General features: G+C 71.7%; 14 protein-coding genes. 9 read left to right on the top strand and 5 right to left on the bottom strand.

The genetic code is table 11. From position 1 onward, the window contains the following. Positions 1–44 precede the first annotated feature (44 nt). Both K3769_RS23350 and K3769_RS23355 read left to right on the top strand, forming a co-directional pair. A complete protein-coding gene (locus K3769_RS23350) occupies positions 45–1,409 on the top strand; it encodes a sensor histidine kinase (protein WP_267028307.1) in 1,365 nt (454 codons plus the stop codon). Then, entirely contained in the window at positions 1,406–2,086 is a 681-nt protein-coding gene (locus tag K3769_RS23355; protein WP_267028308.1) for a response regulator transcription factor, read from the top strand. The genes K3769_RS23350 and K3769_RS23355 overlap by 4 nt, the downstream gene beginning before the upstream one ends. 18 nt (positions 2,087–2,104) lie before the next feature. On the opposite strand, the gene K3769_RS23360 is transcribed toward K3769_RS23355, so the two are convergent. Continuing rightward, a complete protein-coding gene (locus K3769_RS23360) occupies positions 2,105–2,980 on the bottom strand; it encodes a DUF4394 domain-containing protein (protein ID WP_267028309.1) in 876 nt (291 codons plus the stop codon). A 279-nt stretch (positions 2,981–3,259) separates the two neighbouring features. On the opposite strand from K3769_RS23360, the gene K3769_RS23365 reads away from it, so the two are divergent. Beyond that, a complete protein-coding gene (locus K3769_RS23365; protein ID WP_267028310.1) occupies positions 3,260–4,549 on the top strand; it encodes a PucR family transcriptional regulator in 1,290 nt (429 codons plus the stop codon). A 4-nt stretch (positions 4,550–4,553) separates the two neighbouring features. Here K3769_RS23365 and K3769_RS23370 read toward each other — a convergent pair whose 3' ends face one another. Continuing rightward, positions 4,554–4,928: a DUF5707 domain-containing protein gene (locus tag K3769_RS23370; RefSeq protein WP_267028311.1), complete on the bottom strand. Its 375-nt coding sequence runs from the start codon at positions 4,926–4,928 to the stop codon at positions 4,554–4,556. A gap of 503 nt (positions 4,929–5,431) precedes the next feature. Between K3769_RS23370 and K3769_RS23375 the strand changes: the two genes are divergently transcribed. Further along, positions 5,432–5,617, top strand: coding sequence for an SCO4225 family membrane protein (locus K3769_RS23375; RefSeq protein WP_267028312.1), 186 nt, complete (start codon positions 5,432–5,434; stop codon positions 5,615–5,617). Positions 5,618–5,769: 152 nt separating this feature from the next. Continuing rightward, the gene (locus K3769_RS23380; protein WP_372515012.1) at positions 5,770–7,644 is read left to right on the top strand and encodes a glycoside hydrolase family 5 protein; all 1,875 of its coding nucleotides are present in this window, start codon (positions 5,770–5,772) and stop codon (positions 7,642–7,644) included. Between the two features lie 76 nt (positions 7,645–7,720). On the opposite strand, the gene K3769_RS23385 is transcribed toward K3769_RS23380, so the two are convergent. Genes K3769_RS23385 through K3769_RS23395 form a run of 3 tightly spaced genes read right to left on the bottom strand, consistent with a single transcriptional unit; the run spans position 7,721 to position 11,047 of the window. After that, on the bottom strand, positions 7,721–9,079 hold the full coding sequence (locus tag K3769_RS23385; RefSeq protein ID WP_267028313.1) for an MFS transporter: 1,359 nt from the start codon (positions 9,077–9,079) through the stop codon (positions 7,721–7,723). Position 9,080: 1 nt separating this feature from the next. Further along, complete coding sequence (locus tag K3769_RS23390) at positions 9,081–10,016, bottom strand: amidohydrolase family protein (RefSeq protein WP_267028314.1); 936 nt, start codon at positions 10,014–10,016, stop codon at positions 9,081–9,083. 5 nt (positions 10,017–10,021) lie between these two features. Then, positions 10,022–11,047, bottom strand: a complete 1,026-nt coding sequence (locus K3769_RS23395) for an amidohydrolase family protein (protein WP_267028315.1) — start codon at positions 11,045–11,047, stop codon at positions 10,022–10,024. Between the two features lie 220 nt (positions 11,048–11,267). Between K3769_RS23395 and K3769_RS23400 the strand changes: the two genes are divergently transcribed. From K3769_RS23400 to K3769_RS23415, 4 genes are all read left to right on the top strand, one after another. After that, on the top strand, positions 11,268–11,951 hold the full coding sequence (locus K3769_RS23400) for a response regulator transcription factor (RefSeq protein ID WP_267028316.1): 684 nt from the start codon (positions 11,268–11,270) through the stop codon (positions 11,949–11,951). A gap of 30 nt (positions 11,952–11,981) precedes the next feature. Beyond that, the gene (locus K3769_RS23405; RefSeq protein ID WP_267028317.1) at positions 11,982–13,544 is read left to right on the top strand and encodes a sensor histidine kinase; all 1,563 of its coding nucleotides are present in this window, start codon (positions 11,982–11,984) and stop codon (positions 13,542–13,544) included. Beyond that, on the top strand, positions 13,541–14,557 hold the full coding sequence (locus tag K3769_RS23410; RefSeq protein ID WP_267028318.1) for a TAXI family TRAP transporter solute-binding subunit: 1,017 nt from the start codon (positions 13,541–13,543) through the stop codon (positions 14,555–14,557). The genes K3769_RS23405 and K3769_RS23410 overlap by 4 nt, the downstream gene beginning before the upstream one ends. A gap of 182 nt (positions 14,558–14,739) precedes the next feature. Further along, positions 14,740–16,695 (top strand): YncE family protein, encoded by a 1,956-nt coding sequence (locus tag K3769_RS23415; protein ID WP_267028319.1) that lies wholly within the window; start codon positions 14,740–14,742, stop codon positions 16,693–16,695. Positions 16,696–16,772 lie beyond the last annotated feature (77 nt).

Raw genomic sequence — 16,772 nt, forward strand, 5'->3', positions numbered from 1 at the left:
CCGGAAGCGTCCAGGATGGACGCAGCCCACCCCCGGAGAGCCCGATGTCCAGCAGCCTGGAGCGTTACACGGACCGCTTCGAGCAGTACGCGGACCGCCATCCCCGCGTGATCGACGTGGCCCTGGCCGCGGGGCTGATGGGTTCCGCGACCCTCGGCAGCTCGATCACGCTGCCCGGCGTCGTCCCACCCGACCACGACAGCGCCGGGACCGTGCTCATGGGCGTGTCCTGCCTGGCCCTGCTGCGGTACCGCAAGTACCCGCGCATCACCGTCGTCGTGATCACGGTCTGCACGGTGATCGCGGTCGACCTCGGATACCTGGTCACCCCCCTGCTGCTCGCCCCGGTGATGGCGGCGCTCTACTGGCTGGCCGTCTTCTGCGACCGCAAGACCACCCGCATCTACGGGGGCACGGTCATGGTGGCGCTGACCGCCGGCTCGGTGATGTCCAGCTCCCTGGGCTCGCACTCCCTGCTGCTCAGGACGATCGGGCCGATCTTCTGGCTCATGCTGCCGATCGCCGTGGGCAACATGACCCGGCTGCGGCGGGCCTATCTCGCGGCCGTGCAGGCCCGCGCCGAACACGCCGAGCGCACCCGGGAGGAGGAGGCGCGGCTGCGCGTCACCGAGGAGCGCATGCGCATCGCCCGGGAACTGCACGACGTCGTCGCCCACCATCTGGCCCTGGCCAACGCGCAGGCCGGTACCGCCGCCCATCTCGCGCGCAGCAACCCCGAGCAGTCACGGAAGATCCTCACCGATCTGACCGGGACCACGTCCTCGGCGCTGCGCGAGCTGAAGGCCACGCTGGGGCTGCTGCGCCAGAACGACGACCCGGCCTCCCCGTCGCTCGAACCGGCCCCCGGCCTCCACTGCCTGCCGGATCTGGTGGCGGCGTGCGCGTCCGCGGGGGTCGCCGTCTCGGTGACCACGGAGGGCGTGCCCCGGCCGCTCCCTCCGGGGGTGGACCTCACGGCGTTCCGGATCGTGCAGGAGGCGCTGACCAATGTGACCAAGCACGCCGCCGCGGAGCGCGCGCACGTGCGGCTCGGGTACGCCGACTCCCGGCTGCTGATCACGGTCACCAACGACGGCCCGGCGGCCGTCGCGGTCGGCGCGAACGCCTCCACCGCGGCGCCGGGCCGGGGCTTCGGGGTCATGGGCATGCACGAACGCGCCCGGTCCATCGGCGGGGAGCTGCGGGCGGGGCCCCGCGCGGGAGGCGGTTTCGAGGTCACCACGGCACTCCCGCTGCAACCGCTGATGACGGCGGCGGAGGGGGCGGCCGGTGACACCGGGGCGGCAGGGATGGCCGAAGTGGCCGGAGTGGCCGCAGTGGCAGGAGAGGCAGGAGTGGCCGTGGAAGCCTCCGACACCTCTACCTCCGTGGAAGGACACAAGCCATGAGCATCAAGGTGCTGCTCGCCGACGACCAGGCCCTGCTGCGGGCCACGTTCCGGATCCTGATCGACTCCTGTGACGACATGGAGGTGGTCGGCGAGGCCTCCGACGGCGCGGAGGCGGTGGACCTGACCCGCGCCCACCGCCCCGACATCGTTCTCATGGACATCCGTATGCCGGGCGCGGACGGCCTCACGGCCACGTCCGAGATCTGCGCGGACCCGAAACTGTCCGCCACCCGCGTCCTCATCCTCACCACGTTCGAGACGGAGGACTACGTCGCCCAGGCGCTGCGCGCGGGTGCCAGCGGGTTCCTCGGCAAGGACGTCACGGCCGACACCCTGCTGGACGGGCTGAGAACCGTGGCGTCCGGCGAGGCCCTGCTCTCGCCCGGCGCCACCCGCACGCTCATCACCCGCTTCCTCACGTCCCCCGCGCCCGGGGGTCACCTGGCGCCCCCGGAACGCCTGGCCGAACTCACGGTCCGCGAACGCGAGGTGATGGCCCTCGCGGCGGAGGGCAAGTCCAACACCGAGATCGCCGAGGACCTCACGGTCAGCCCGCTGACCGTACGTACCCACGTCCACCGGGCCATGACGAAGCTGGGTGCCAGGGACCGGGCCCAACTGGTGGTCATCGCCTATCAGACGGGCCTGGTGCAGGCCGGGCCGACCGCGCTGTGACAGCCGCCGGGTCGGCGCTCAGGTCCCGGTCAGGCTGATCGCGATGTCCGTGACGTTCAGCGGGAACTGCCCGACGGGCGACGGCTCCCCGGTGAGGACGTTGACCTCGTAGAAGAACGGGGTGTCGGCGCCGTACGGGGTGAGCGAGGCGAAGGCGGTGTTCGAGACCGTCCTGCCGTTGGACAGGACGCTGTAGATGTCCAGGCCCGCGTCGGTACCGGCGTCGAAGCCGAGGAGGCCGGTCGGGACGAGGTTGCCCGCGTTGGGCGGCGACTGGATGACGACCTGGTCGTTGTACGTGTCGATGTCGAACAGGGTCGTCGCGGTGGACCCGACCTTGTCGTTGTTCGTGTAGCCGGCCGCGGTGACGCCCTGGGCGGCCGTGGTGAGCGGCGGGAGGTTCAGCGCGCTGTCCGTGGCCGTGGTGCCGTCGTTCAGGTTGTGCCGCAGGTTCTGGCCGTAGTTGCTGATCACCCGTAACCGGTCGGCCGCCGGGTTGAAGTCGATGTCGAAGACGGTGCCGTAGAGCGCGACCGTGAGCTGGGAGACCTTGGTGACGACCACGTCGGTGGTGGTCGGCGGGAAGGTGATCGTGTAGATCCCGCCCTTCTCGCCGACGCCGTACAGGAGGCCGTTCTGCACGCGGAAGTCGATCCCGATCAGTTTGGTGTCGCCGACGAGCCCCTTGATGGTCTTGACCCAGTTGAGGGTCGTCGGGTCGTCGGTGAGGAACGTGGCCATCGTGGTGCCCGTGCCGAAGATCCCGTACGCCCGCAGGCTGGAGGTGGCGTCGGGGGCGGCGGAGCTGGCGCCGGGCGCGCTCACCGTGAGCGCGGTTGCCGCGGACACGACCGCTACCGCCGCCGCGATTCTCTTCCTGACCGCTGCTTTCATTGTTTTCCCTCCCGTACTACCCATGCGAAACGACCCATGCGAAAGAATTCCGCATTTCGGTGCGCGCGGTGCTTCGAGCAGTCCCGCGTGGTTTCCATTAAGCCCAGGCGGGATCGGCCCGACAAGCGAATCGAGCCACGAGTGGGGCCGGATCAAGGAACTTTGCGCACTGTGACAAATACGCGGTCGGCACATCCTTCATCGATTCACCCTGAGTGATAAGTGCCCGTCCGGATTTCATCTGGCGGCGCCCTGGCTCTCGGTGGCATGCTCACGCTCATGGGGAGCCTCTTCGCCGAGCTGGCCCGGCAGGCGTCGGCCAACGCGCGCCGCGAGGTCGACACGTATGTGCGTGAGATTCCGGAGCTCGGCTCGCTGGACGTGAACTCCCGGGCCAGGGACGAGACGCTGGAGTACGCGGTGTGGTTCAGGCGCCGCACGCTCGAACTGGCCCCGGACAGCGGCGTCCTGACCGACGCCGACCTCGGCTACATCGCGTCGATGGGCGAGGCGCGGGCCGGGGCGGGGATGTCGCTGGACTCACGGCAACGGGTCCTGCGCGTGCACACCGAACTCATGCTGCGCGAGATCAACGAGGCGACCGAGGCCCAGCGCGGCGGCGATGTCGACGAACTCATGCGGATCATGAGCTGGTTCGCGCCCCAGGGCGAGCGGGGCATCGGCGCCTACCGGCAGGGCTTCGTGACGGCGCTGCGACGCCGGCTGCCGTACGTGGAGCAGGTCGCCCTGCTGACCCGTTCCCTGCTGGCCGGGGACCCCGTCGCGGCGGAACTCGCGCTGCTCACGGGAGTGGAACCGGCCGAGTACTACGAGGTGACGGTGATCCTGGTGCCCGACTGCCCCGTCGGCGACCGCGACCTGGAGAGCGGGATCGAGACGCTGGTGAGGAGCCACCGGGTGCCCGTCACCTGGTGTCCGGAGCGGGGCGGCAGGGGCGGCGAGCTGATCGCGCTGGTGCCGGGAGGGGCCCGGAGCGGGCAGGTTCCCACCGCCACCGCCACCGCCCCCTCCGCCGCCGCCACAGCCACCGACCTGCCGGCGGCGCCCTACGCGGCCGGGTCCGAGCCGATCGTGTCCGAGCCGGCCGTGTCCGGTCTTCTGCGGGACTTCGCCCAGGCGCTCGGCCGGCACTGTGCCGTCGGGACCGCCGGCGCGCCGGCGTCCGAGCTGGCCGGCGCGCTCGACCGGGCCCGGTGGATCAGCAGGGCGGCCCCCCTGCGGCGTACGTCCGGACGGCTGCGGGCGCACACCCTGGCGGACGTCTTCGTCGAACTCGCCGTCGCGGAGGTGCCGTTCGTCGACGACTGGCTCCGCTCGGTGGCCCGGAGCCTCGAAGCGGGCCCGGACCTCCTACTCACCCTCGACGCGTACTACCTCCACGACATGAACCGCGGTGCCACGGCGGAAGCCCTCACCATCCATCCGCGCACCCTGGACTACCGCCTCCGGCGGGCGAGGGAGCTCACGGACATCGACCCCGGCTCGACGCGCGGCGTACGGATCCTCAGCTCGGTCGTCACCCGGAACCTGTCGGGAGCGTGGCGGTGACCGGTCAGCCGGTGATCTCGAAGGAGGCGGCGCGGGACACGAACCCCGTGTCGCCGTCCTCGGCGGTCGCCGGCGCGGAGATGTGCCAGGTGCCCCGGTCCCTCCCGGACTCCTCCTTCTCCGTGATCTTCAGCGTGTAGGTGCAGCGGGACGTCTCGTCCGAGGTGCTCCGGCACTCGGCGCTGTCCACGGACCGCAGCTCCGCCTCCGTCGGGTCGAGCTTCGAACTCGCGGGCCACGCGATGACCTTGAGGCCCTTGACGCCCAAGTCGTCCCGCACGTCCGTGGTGAAGGTGAACGAGGCCATGGCGAACCCGCCGACGGCGATTCCGCCGACGACGACAGCGGCGAACGACGAGATGAGAATGCGCCTGGACATGGATGTCCCCCTGAATGGAACTGCGTCGAATTGCATGCGATGGCTATAGCGATGGCTATGGCTATGAATCTATTGCTATTTCTATTTCTATTGCGTCGAGTCGGAGCGGTACGGGAATTCCCTTCGGCGGGTTTGCTTCGCGTGCCGCTGCCGGATGACTGCCGTCCCCGCGGACCTCCACCCCTGGTAAGCGACGGGAATCCACCCCCGGCCGGAGTCGGGCCGCTCGGTCGCGGCCATGGCCTGGCCGCCGTGAACCGAATCGACGACCGGCTGCTGCCGGTCCTGCTGCTCTGCGCCCAGGCCCTGGTGGCCCGGCGCGGCGCTCGCGCGCGGGGCGGTGCCGGACGCGTCCGCGCTCCTCGTGGCGGTCCTGGGGGCCGCGGGTGTCGGGCTGGCCCTGTTCACCGTGGCGACCGAACGGGACACCTTCACCGCCGTGCTGTGCGGGCCTGGTGGTGTGGGCGTTCGTGGTGAGCGCGAGCGACCGTTCGGACGGGTCCATGGCGGCATTCATCCCGCTGTTCGCCACCGCCCCGGGCAGTCTCGTGCCGCTGCTGTTGCTGCCGGTCGGCGCCGCGATGTTCGTCGTCGCCGTCGTGTTCGGGGCGCTGGTCAACGCGCTCGTCATCGGCTGGTGCGCCCGTGCGCCGCGTCGGGGCCGGGACCACCACGGCCCGGTGTCCTGAATTGGCTCGGATCCCCGAGTCTTCTCCCCCGCAGGCCTGGACCAGCACGCGACCGTCCTTCATGATGACGCTGCCATGACAACGTAATCCTCGGGGCGGTGGCCGTGCGCGGATCCTTCGGTTGGGCGACTCTGGCAGCCGCACTCCTTCTGGTGCCCCTCGCTCCCACGGCCTCGGCCGGCCCGGAGCCCGCCGCCCATGAGGCCGCCCAGTCCGCTCCGGCCGCGGCGGACTGGACGGCGCCGCTCAGTACGCGGGGCCGCTGGATCGTCGACGCGAACGGCGACCGGTTCAAGCTGCGGTCCGGCAACTGGCACGGGGCCAGCGGCACCTGGAACGGCTCCGGCAGCGTGGACGACGACGCCAGTCATCACGCGGGCGAGAACTCCGGGCGGATACCCCTCGGCCTGGACCGGGCGCCGATGGCCGAGATCGTCGCCGGCTTCCGGCAGATCGGGATCAACAGCATCCGGCTGCCCTTCTCCAACGAGATGGTCCACGACAGCCGCCCCGTCACCGACGACGCCGTCGCCGCCAATCCGGCGCTGCGCGGCAGGACCCCGCTCCAGGTGTACGACGCGGTGATCGGCGAACTTACCGGCGCCGGGCTCGCCGTGATCCTCAACAACCACACCAACACGACCCGTTGGTGCTGCGGGGTCGACGGCAACGAACGCTGGAACGCCGGCCAGTCCGTGCAGACCTGGGAGGACGACTGGCTCTTCATGGCCCGCCGCTACAAGGACAACAAGCGGGTCGTCGGCGCCGACCTCTACAACGAGGTGCGCCGCACCATCTGGGACGACCCCAACTGGGGCCTCGGCGACGACCACGACTGGTTCGCCGCCTCCCAGCGCATGGGCGACCGCATCCTGACCGAGGCCAACGCCGACCTCCTCATCGTCGTCGAGGGCATCAACTGGACCGGCATCCCCATCGACGGCTTCGCCCACGAACGCCCCACGCTGGCGCCCGTACGCACCCTCTCCCACACCCTCGTCGACTCCGGCAAGCTCGTGTACTCCGCCCACTTCTACGACTACACCGGCCCCAACCACAGCGGGGCCACCGGGACGGGCGAGACCACCGACCCGCGCTACCGGGACTTCAGCCCCGCCGAACTCGTCGACGTACTGAACCGCCAGGCCTTCTTCGTCACCGCCGAACAGGACCAGCACTTCACCGCGCCGGTCTGGATCAGCGAGTTCGGGGTCGGCGGCCGGTCCGAGACGAACCCGGGGGCGCGGGCCTGGTTCGAGAACTTCGTCGACCATCTCGTGCGCACCGACGCCGACTTCGCGTACTGGCCGCTGGTGGGCTGGCACGAGAACCGCGGCGGCAACGGCTGGGCCCTGCTGCACTGGGACTCGGCGGGCCACCGCATGGGGGTGTACGACGGTGACGACTGGCGGGCCGCGGCGTGGAGCCGGCTCGTCGGGGCGACGGGGCGTACGGGGCAGGTCGCGCGGGTGGCGGAGTGGTCGATGCTCAGCCCCGACCACGGGGACTTCATCGCCTCGCGGCGGATGCGGGGGGTGCCGGACTTCGACTCCGGCGCGCGCAAGGCCGTCTGCCCCGACGGGCAGCGCCTGCTCGGGCTCGCGCACACGGGCAACCGCGGGCTGTGCTCCGACGTGACCACGGCGGCGCCGGCCGCTTCGGGCGGCGGGTACGAGGTGGTCAAGGACGAGCGGTACGTGAAGGCCGGGGGTGACTGGGCCTCCGGGTACACCAAGCTGCAGTGCGCCGACGGGCAGGTGATGACCGGCTACAGCGTCCGGGGGGCGGCGGTCTCCGGTGCGCTGTGTACGGCCGTCGCGGCCGGGGTGATCACCGGTACGGCGGGGCGGACGGTGTGGTTCGACCGGGGGGACAACCGGGGGGCCGAGCCCAAGGGCGGGGACTTCGCGAACGGGCGGTACAAGGGGCAGTGCGCGGACGACGAGTACGTGGCGGGGGTCGCGTACACGGGCCGCATCGGGTCGTCCCGCACGCCGGACGCGCTGTACTGCCGAAGCCTCCACTGACCAGAAGACTGCGCCGTTCCCCGCGCCCCTGGATGGGGGCGCGGGGAACGGCGCAGTCTTTTGGCTTTCAGGGCCGCTATGCCGGGACGCGGACCCGTTGGGACTCCGCGTCCGACAAGCGCGCCGCCCGCGTCCGCGTGCCGAACGCGGCCAGCGTCACCGCCCCCACCAGCCACGTCCCCGCGATGAAGTAGAAGACGCTCCGGTACCCGTGCCCGGTGTACAGCGCCGCCACGATCAGCGGACCCGCCGCGTTCGACAGCCGCCCCAGCCCGTAGGACACGCTCGTCCCCAGCGACCGCGCCCGCGTGTCGAACAGCTCGGGCGAGTACGCGTACGCCAGCGCCGTGTAGCCCCGCTCGAAGAGGTTCACGAGGAAGCCGAACACGATGATGAGCACCGGGTCGAAGGTCAGCCCGTACAGCAGCCCGCACACCGCGATCACCGTGCCGAAGGCCACCAGGCACCACTTCCGCTCGAACCGGTCGGTGACCAGCGACGCCAGATAGCAGCCGAGCGGCGCTCCGACCGTGGTGAGCGCCACGTAGAAGACGGACTTCTCGACGCTGAAGCCCTCCTTGGCCAGCAGGGTCGGCGCCCAGCTCGAATAGCCGAAGAAGCCGATGGTCTGCGTCATCCACAGGACGGACAGCAGCAGCGTCGGGAGCAGGTACTTCTTCTGGAGCAGCAGCCGCAGCGGCGCCTTCGTCGACGGCGTCCCGGCGACCGGCGGCGCGGGCTCGGGCAGCGGCCCCTTCTCCGCCGCCACGGCCGTCTCGATCTCCCTCAGGACCGCGTCCGCCGCCGCGTGCTCGCCCCGGCTCTCCAGCCAGCGCGGTGACTCCTTGAGGCGGCCGGAGAAGAGGACGAGCAGGACACCCAGCGAACCCCAGAGGTAGACCAGCCGCCACGACCAGTCGTTGAGCGGGACGACCGCGCTGGCGATGAGGTTGGTGACGGGCGTCCCACAGATGCCGATCGCGATGGCGTACGCCTGGTACTTGCCGCGGATCGCCGACGGGTACATCTCGTTGACGTAGACGACTCCGACGACGGTCATCGCCGACAGGCCCGCCGAGGTCAGCACGCGGAACACGCCGAGCGAGACGAGGTCCCAGGAGAACACCGCCGCGAACGACGAGACGCCGAAGAACAGCGTGGTCCAGATCAGGGCCCGTTTGCGGCCCCACCGGTCGGCTATGGACCCGGCGACGACCGCCCCGATGAACATGCCGACGAAGGAGAGGGACGTGACGTAGGCGACCTGGTCGACCGTCAGGCCCCACAGCCTGATCAGTTTCGGCGCGGTGGTGGCGAAGCTGTTGATGTCCGCGAACTCGAAGAAGTACGCGAAGGCGACGGCCAGCAGGGTGACCTTGTGGAACCGCGAGACAGGCAGCCTGTCGAGCCGGTTCAGCGCGTTGGAGTGCTGCATGTCAGAAGTCCTCGCCGGGCCAGTACAGGCCCATCGGGTTGGCGACCAGGAGCTTGTGCCGCTGCTCGGCCGTGACCGCCATGTGCGGGATGTGGTCGACGAGCAGACCGTCGTCCGGCATGTGGTCCGTGAGATTGGGGTGCGGCCAGTCCGTGCCCCACAGCACCCGGTCGGGGAACTCCGCCACGACGCGGCGGGAGAAGGGGACGACGTCGGTGTACGCGTGGCGTTCGCCGTCCAGCGCAGCTGGTCCGGTCTTGGTGAGGCGCTCCGGGCAACTCACCTTCACCCAGACGTCGTTGGCGTCCATGAACCGCAGGAAGCGGGTGAACTCCGGCCCGTCCACCGGCCGTGTCACGTCCGGCCGGCCCATGTGGTCCACCACGAGGGGGACGGGCAGCGACGCGAAGAAGTCCTCAAGGTCCGGCAGGTCGGCGCTCTCGAAGTACAGGACGACGTGCCAGCCCAGCGGGGCGACCTTCTTGGCGACGGTTAGCAGGTCGTCGGGGGGTGAGGTGTCCACCAGGCGGCGTACGAAGTTGAAGCGCACCCCGCGCACCCCCGCCGCGTCCAGCGCGAGGAGTTCGCTCTCCTCGATGTCCGGGCGGACCGTCGCGACACCGCGCGCCCGGCCGCCGGCCGCGCGGACGGCGTCCACCATGGCGCTGTTGTCCGCACCGTGGCAGGTGGCCTGCACGATGACGTTGCGGGCCACCCCCAGGTGGTCGCGGAGCGCGAACAGGTCCTCCTTGCCGCCGTCGCAGGGCGTGTACTTGCGCTGTGGCGCGAAGGGGAACTCGGCCTGCGGGCCGAAGACATGGCAGTGCGTGTCGACGGCCCCCGGCGGCAGCCGGAAGGCCGGTGCGGACGGGTTCTCGTACCAGTCGAGCCAGCCGGGCGTCCTGGGGGAGCCGGCGGAGTCCACGGGGGCGCTCACGCGGCTCACCGCCCCTGTCGCTTCAGCAGCGCGTCCAGCCGCGGGTACACCGCGCGGGCGTTGTGCTCCTGGACCGCCGCCAGGTCGTCCGGGGAGAGGCCGGCGGCCTCCGCGTACCTGCGGGTGTCGTCGAAGTGGTGGCCGGTGCACGGGTCGATGTCGCGGACCGCGCCGATCATCTCCGAGGCGAAGAGGAGGTTGCGGGCCGGCATCACGTCGTACAGGAGGTCCGAGCCGGGCTGGTGGTAGACGCAGGTGTCGAAGTAGACGTTGCCCAGGACGTGTTCTTCGAGCGGTGGTCTGCCGAGTGCCATCGCCAGGCCCCGGAAGCGGCCCCAGTGGTAGGGGACCGCGCCGCCGCCGTGCGGGATGACGAGGCGCAGGGTGGGGAAGTCGGCGAACAGGTCCCCCTGGACGAGCTGCATGAACGCCGTGGTGTCGGCGTTGAGATAGTGCGCGCCGGTGGTGTGGAAGGCCGGGTTGACGCTCGTACTGACATGGATCATCGCCGGGATGTCGTACTCGGTCAGCTTCTCGTAGAGCGGGTACCACGAGCGGTCGGTGAGCGGCGGGGCCGTCCAGTGGCCGCCCGAGGGGTCGGGGTTCAGGTTCACCGCGACCGCGCCGTACTCCTCCACACAGCGGGTGAGTTCGGGGACGCAGGTGGCGGGGTCGACGCCCGGCGACTGCGGGAGCATCGCGGCGGGCACGAAGCGCTCCGGATACAGCCGCGAGACCCGGAAGCAGAGTTCGTTGCAGATCGCGGCCCAGGCGGCGGAGGTCGCGAAGTCCCCCACGTGGTGGGCCATGAACGACGCGCGCGGCGAGAAGACCGTGACGTCGATGCCGCGCTCGTCCATCAGCCGCAACTGGTTCGGCTCGAGGCTCTCGCGCAGCTCGTCGTCACCGATGCGCAGGTCCGCGGGGTCCGGCGCGGCCGACGGGTCGGTGAGGGCGGCGATCTGCCGATCGCGCCAGGCCCCCAGGGCGGGTGGGGCGGTCGTGTAGTGACCGTGACAGTCGATGATCATGACGGCGTCCTTCACAGGCCGGGCTGCTCTGCTGGGTGCCGTGCAGCCTCACCCGGGCCCGCGCCGCCGCACGAGGGGCCCTGGCACAGAACTAACGTCCCCTTAACACTCCGGCGGGTGCGGGGCCGGTGTGGTCTACATTCGGTTGCGTGGCTACGGGGAGTGGCCGGGGTTCCCCGAGCGGTCCGAGCGGCCCGAGCGGCCGAAGGAGGTGGACAGGGTGCAGGTACTGCTGGCCGAGGACGACGACGGCGTGGCCGCTGCCCTCGTCGAGGCCCTGTACGACCACGGCCATGAGACCCGGCGGGTCCGCTACGGCCAGGACGTCCTGACCTACCACCGAAGCTCCGACCTGCTCCTTCTCGACCTGGGCCTGCCCGACACCGACGGCCTGGACGTGCTGCGCGCGCTGCGGGCGGTCAGCGACCTGCCCGTGGTGGTGCTCACCGCGCGCGGCGACGAGCGCTCGGTGGTGCGCGGGCTGCGCCTCGGCGCCGACGACTACCTCGTCAAGCCGGTACGCCTCGCCGAGCTGCTCGCCCGCATCGACACCGTCACGCGGCGTAACGCCGCCCGGCACGCGCCCACCGCCGCCCGGACCGTCCGCGCCGCCGACGTCGAGGTGGAGCTGGACGCGCGCCGGGTCCGGGTCGGCGGGGCGGAGGTCGAGCTGACCACGAAGGAGTTCGACATCCTCGCCGTGCTGGCCGGGCGCGCGGGGACGGCGGTCAGCCGCGAGCAACTGCTCGACGAGGTGTGGGGCGACGCCCACCACGGCGTGTCCCGCTCCCTGGACGTCCACCTCACCCAGCTGCGCGCCAAGCTGCGCCGCCCCGATCTGCTCACGACGATCCGGGGCTTCGGCTACCGCTTCGGCGCCTCGACGAGGGCCGACGAGGACTGACGAGGACTGACGAGGACGGAGGAGCGAGGCGTGCGCACGAGGGTCCAGGCCGCACTGCTGCTGTTCGTCGTGATCGCGGTGGCCGCGTTCGCCGTACCGCTGCTGCTGTTCACCGCGTCCGACCGCACCCAGCAACTGGTCCTGGCCCGCAGCGCCGACCTCGACCGTTTCGCGGCCCTCATGGACCAGGCCGCCGCGACCGGTGACACCTCGGCCGTCGCCGCCGAGGCCCGGCGCTACACCGAGCTGTACGGCGAACCGCTCGTCGTCACCGACACGCGCCGCAGGACCGTCGTCCAGACCGGCGGCATGCGGGCCGCCGACCCCGCCGTCGCTCGGCTGCTCGACGCGGCGCTGCGCAACCAGACCGAGCATCCCTCGGGGGCGTTGCGTCCCTGGTCACGGGGGCACCGGATGTTCGCCGAGCCGGCCGGCACCGGGACCCGTGTCTCCGGGGCCGTCGTGCTGCGGGCCTCGGTCGGCACCGCCGCGGACGAGATCACCCGGCGCTGGGCCGCCGTTCTCGCCGGGGCCGCGCTGGTCGCCGTCGCCTGCGCGGTGCTCGCGCAGGCCGCGACGGGGTGGGTGGTCAGCCCGCTGCGCCGGCTCGACCGGGCGGTGGGCCAGCTCGCCGCCGGGCTCCCGCCCGAGCAGACCCGGGCCGGCGGGCCGCCCGAACTGCGGCAGCTCGCGATCGGCTTCAACCGGATGGCGCGTACCGTCACGGCGGCCCTGGAGCAGCAGCGCAGGCTCGTCGCCGACACCTCGCACCAGATGCGCAACCCGATGGCGGCGCTGCGGCTGCGCGTCGACGCCCTGCACACCCACCTGGCGCCCTCGGGAGAGCGCACGTACACCGGGGTCACCGCCGAACTCGACCGCCTTGAGACCCTCCTCGACGACCTGCTCGCCCTCGCCACCGCGGAACACCGGGCCGGGGAACTGGCCATGACCCACGGCCCGGACGTCCACTGCGACGCGGCGGCGGTCGCGGCGGACCGCCACCGCCTGTGGGAGCCGGTCGCCGCACGCGCCGGCGCCCGGCTGGCCCTCACCTCGGCCGCGCCCCCGCTCCCGGCCGCCTGCACGGACCGCGAACTCGCCCAGATCGCGGACATCCTCCTGGACAACGCCATCAAGTACGCGGGTGAGGGCGCCGAGATCTCCCTCGACTGCGCCTCCGGGGCAGGGGCCGAGCCGGGGTCCCGCTCCGAGTCCGGATCCGGCTCGGTGGTCCTCACGGTCACGGACGACGGCCCCGGCCTCGGCACGGACGAACTCGCCCTGGCCACCACCCGCTTCTGGCGCGCGGGCCACCAGCGCGAGAACCGCACGGCGGGTACGGGCCTGGGCCTGGCCATCGCCGAACAACTCCTCGCGGGCCGCGGCGGCCGACTGGAACTGACGGCGGCCCGACCGCACGGCCTGCGGGCGAGAGCGGTGGTGCCGCGCGCGGCGGCGGGCCGAGCGGCCGGTACCGGCGGCCGGGACGAGCGGGGCGGACCGGGCGGTATCGGCGGCCGGGGCGCGCCGGGTGGGCCGGGTGGACCGGGCGGGACCGGCAGGCGGCACGAGCCGGGTGAGGCCCGGTGAACCGCCCCCGCCTCCGCCCCGGACCCCGCCCCCTGGACCGCCGTACCCTCCTCCACGCCGCCCTCGGCACCGCCGCCGTCGCCGTTCTCGGGGGTGCGCTCACCGGCGACGCGTCCGGGCAGCGTCCCGGGCCGAGCGGCGTCCTGCGGATCGCGACCGGTGAACCGACCGCGTTCTACGAGGCGTTCGGCCGCCTCCTCACCGCCGAACTGGAATCGGCGTACCCCCGGCTGAACTGCCGCGTCCGCACCACCGCGGGCAGCCTCACCAACATCGAACTGCTCCGCGACCGCCGCGCCGACCTCGGACTCGTCCTCACCGACACGGCGCTGGCCGCCCAGGGCTCCGGCCTCCTCCCGCGGCCGGTGCCCCTGCGCGCGATCGGCCGGGTCTACGAGACCTACCTGCAGTTCGTCGTGCGCGCAGACTCCCCCGTGCGCGAGGTCGCCGACCTGGCCGGACACCCCGTCTCGCTCGGCGCGACCGGCTCGGGTGCGGCCGTGCTCGGCGCCCGGATCCTGCTCGCGGCCGGCCTCACCCCGGACACCGACGTGCCCGTGCTCCATCTCCCGCTGGCCGACGCGGCCGAGGCGATGCGGGCGGGCTCGGTCGACGCCCTGATCGTCGCGGGCGGGGTGCCGCTGCCCACGCTGTCCGGCCTCGACGAACGCCCCGGTCTGCGGTTCCTGCCGCTGGCCGGGCTGCTGCCCGAGCTGGACGGGCGCGAGGGCCGGGCCGGTTCCGGTCTGGAGAAGGTGTCCCTGCCGCAGGGCGCGTACCGGTCGGCGGGCGGGGTCGCGACCATCGGGGTGTCCAACCTGCTGGTGTGCCGTCCCGATCTGCCGCACGCCGTCGCCGAGGCGCTGACCCGTCTGCTGGTCACGCGGGCGGGCGCCCTGGTCCCCGACAACGCCGTCGGCACCCAGTTCCTCGACGTCGGCAGCCTGATCGGCACGGGCGGCATCGCCCTGCATCCGGGGGCGGCGGAGGCGTACCGGGCCCTGCACGGCTGAGGTGCCGGCTGCGGTGCCGGGCATTAACCGGGTCACCTTTGTCACTGTCATGCCATACGCTGCGTCTTCGACCGCGGGTACGCACCGTCGACGGTGCGAGGGGAACACGCGGTCGCTTCGAGCACGCCCGGCGAGTACCGGGCTTCTTTGTGGGGGGTCACATCACTGTGCGCAGGCGCAGCATGTCGATCGCGACAACACTCGCGGTCGTCCTCAGTTCCGCGGCTCTGGCCGCGGGCACAGCGGGTCCGGCCTCGGCCGACTCCGCGAAGGTTCTCCCGGTGGCGTCCGTGGGCGACATCGTCGTGGACGGCGCCCACCGGCGCGTGTACGTCTCCGATCCCACCGGCGGCAAGATCGTCGTCACCGACTACACGGGTGCCGTACGGGCCACCCTGACCGGGCTCTCCGGAGTGAGCGGCCTCGCGCTGTCCGCCGACTCCGGGCAGGTGTACGCGGCCGTCAAGAACGGCAACCGCATCGTCTCGGTGGAGACCGGGACGTACACCCAGAGCGCCAGCTACCCGGTGGGCGCGGCCCCCGGCGACCTGGAGGTGGTGGACGGCCGGATCTGGTTCTCCCACGGCACCGACATCGGCTCGCTCGACGTCTCGGGCACCGAGCCCGTCGTCCACCTCGCCCAGCGCGGGGACGTCGGCTTCTCCGGCGCCTACGGCATGTTCCTGGCCTCCGACCCGGCCGTCCCCGGCGTCCTCGCGGTCGGCAACGGCGGCGATCTCGCCGTGTACGACGTGTCCGCCGACGGGGCCGCGCTGCGGGTCAAGGGCGACATGGACACCGCCGTACGGCAGATCGACCTGACGCCCGACGGCGGCCAGGTCCTCACCTCGTGGGGCGACCCCGAGTACGGCTACGGCATCGGCGCCTACGCGACCACCGACCTGGCCGAGCAGACCGGCTACCCCATCGACGCCTACCCGAACGCGGTGCGCGTCGCGCCCGACGGCAGCGTCGCGGGCGGCAGCGACTCCTGGTACGAGCCGGACGTCCACATCCACCGGCCCGGCGACCAGACCCCGGTGCGGGAGTACGACTTCCCCAACACCGGCAACAGCAGCGGCGCCGACACCCTCGTGGACGGGGCGCTCGCCTGGGCGCCGGACGCGAGCCAGGTCTTCGCGGTCTCCGTGAACACCTACGGCACGTACACGCTGCGCGCCCTGTCCGACCCGACCAAGGAGCTGCCCACCCTCAAGGTGTCGGCCCCCACGAAGGCGGACCGTGCCAAGAAGCTCACCGTCACCGGCAAGCTGACCTCGAAGTCGGCGCTCCCCGCGGGCACCTCCCTGAGCGTGACCCGCACCGACGTCGAGTCGCCGAGCGGCAAGGCGCTGGCCGCGGTGAAGACGAAGGCGGACGGCGGCTTCTCGTTCACGGACACCCCGCCCGCCGGCGGCAAGGTCACCTACAAGGTGTCCTACGCGGGCGACGCCACGCACGGCGCCGTCTCCGGCTCCGACGCGGTGGAGGTCTCCCGCAAGGCGACCACGCTGACGCTCACCAACAACGGCAAGCTGTACTCGTACGGCAAGGACGTCTCCTTCACCGCGCACCTCGGGACGACGTACAAGAACCGTACGGTCGCGATCTACGCGGACCCCTTCGGCTCCGACAAGCCGAAGAAGCTGCTGAAGTCGGCGAAGGTCAACTCCGGTGGGAACCTGTCGGCGACCGTCGACATGACCCGTGACACCACGGTCACCGCGGTCTTCACCGGAGACGCCCGCTACGCCGCGAAGACCGTGAAGTCGACGGCGTACGCCAAGGCGAAGGTCTCCACCACCGTCTCCAAGCACTACAAGACGGCGAAGATCGGCTCCACGACGTACCAGTGGTTCCACAAGAACACCGACCCGAAGTTCACCACCACGATGAACTACTACTCGGGCCGCAAGCAGCGCTTCCAGGTGCAGGTGTACTACCAGGGCTCCTGGTACGACTCGGGCTCCGAGTACTTCTCCGTCGGCACGAACGGCAAGTCGGTCGTGTCCCTGGAGGCACCGGGCGAGTCCGGCATCCGGGCCCGCGTCCGCTCGTCGTACATCAACAGCTCGTCCGGTGACACGGTCAACTCCACGACCCACGGTGCCTGGAAGTACATCACCTTCACCAACTAGGCGGTCCGCCCCCCGGCCGCCGCAGGCGGACATGTACGGGCTCTCCCGGCCGGGGGGCCGGGCAGGCAAGATGTCCC

It is taken from the genome of Streptomyces ortus (genome assembly GCF_026341275.1).
Lineage (GTDB): Bacteria > Actinomycetota > Actinomycetes > Streptomycetales > Streptomycetaceae > Streptomyces > Streptomyces ortus.

Bases quoted from the DNA above. Each gene is read 5' to 3' on its own strand.
- K3769_RS23350 (WP_267028307.1), top strand. From the start codon at position 45: ATGTCCAGCAGCCTGGAGCGTTACACGGACCGCTTCGAGCAGTACGCG.
- K3769_RS23385 (WP_267028313.1), bottom strand. From the start codon at position 9,079: ATGCAGCACTCCAACGCGCTGAACCGGCTCGACAGGCTGCCTGTCTCG.
- K3769_RS23375 (WP_267028312.1), top strand. From the start codon at position 5,432: ATGGCGGCATTCATCCCGCTGTTCGCCACCGCCCCGGGCAGTCTCGTG.
- K3769_RS23415 (WP_267028319.1), top strand. From the start codon at position 14,740: ATGTCGATCGCGACAACACTCGCGGTCGTCCTCAGTTCCGCGGCTCTG.
- K3769_RS23355 (WP_267028308.1), top strand. From the start codon at position 1,406: ATGAGCATCAAGGTGCTGCTCGCCGACGACCAGGCCCTGCTGCGGGCC.
- K3769_RS23360 (WP_267028309.1), bottom strand. From the start codon at position 2,980: ATGAAAGCAGCGGTCAGGAAGAGAATCGCGGCGGCGGTAGCGGTCGTG.
- K3769_RS23395 (WP_267028315.1), bottom strand. From the start codon at position 11,047: ATGATCATCGACTGTCACGGTCACTACACGACCGCCCCACCCGCCCTG.
- K3769_RS23370 (WP_267028311.1), bottom strand. From the start codon at position 4,928: ATGTCCAGGCGCATTCTCATCTCGTCGTTCGCCGCTGTCGTCGTCGGC.
- K3769_RS23365 (WP_267028310.1), top strand. From the start codon at position 3,260: ATGGGGAGCCTCTTCGCCGAGCTGGCCCGGCAGGCGTCGGCCAACGCG.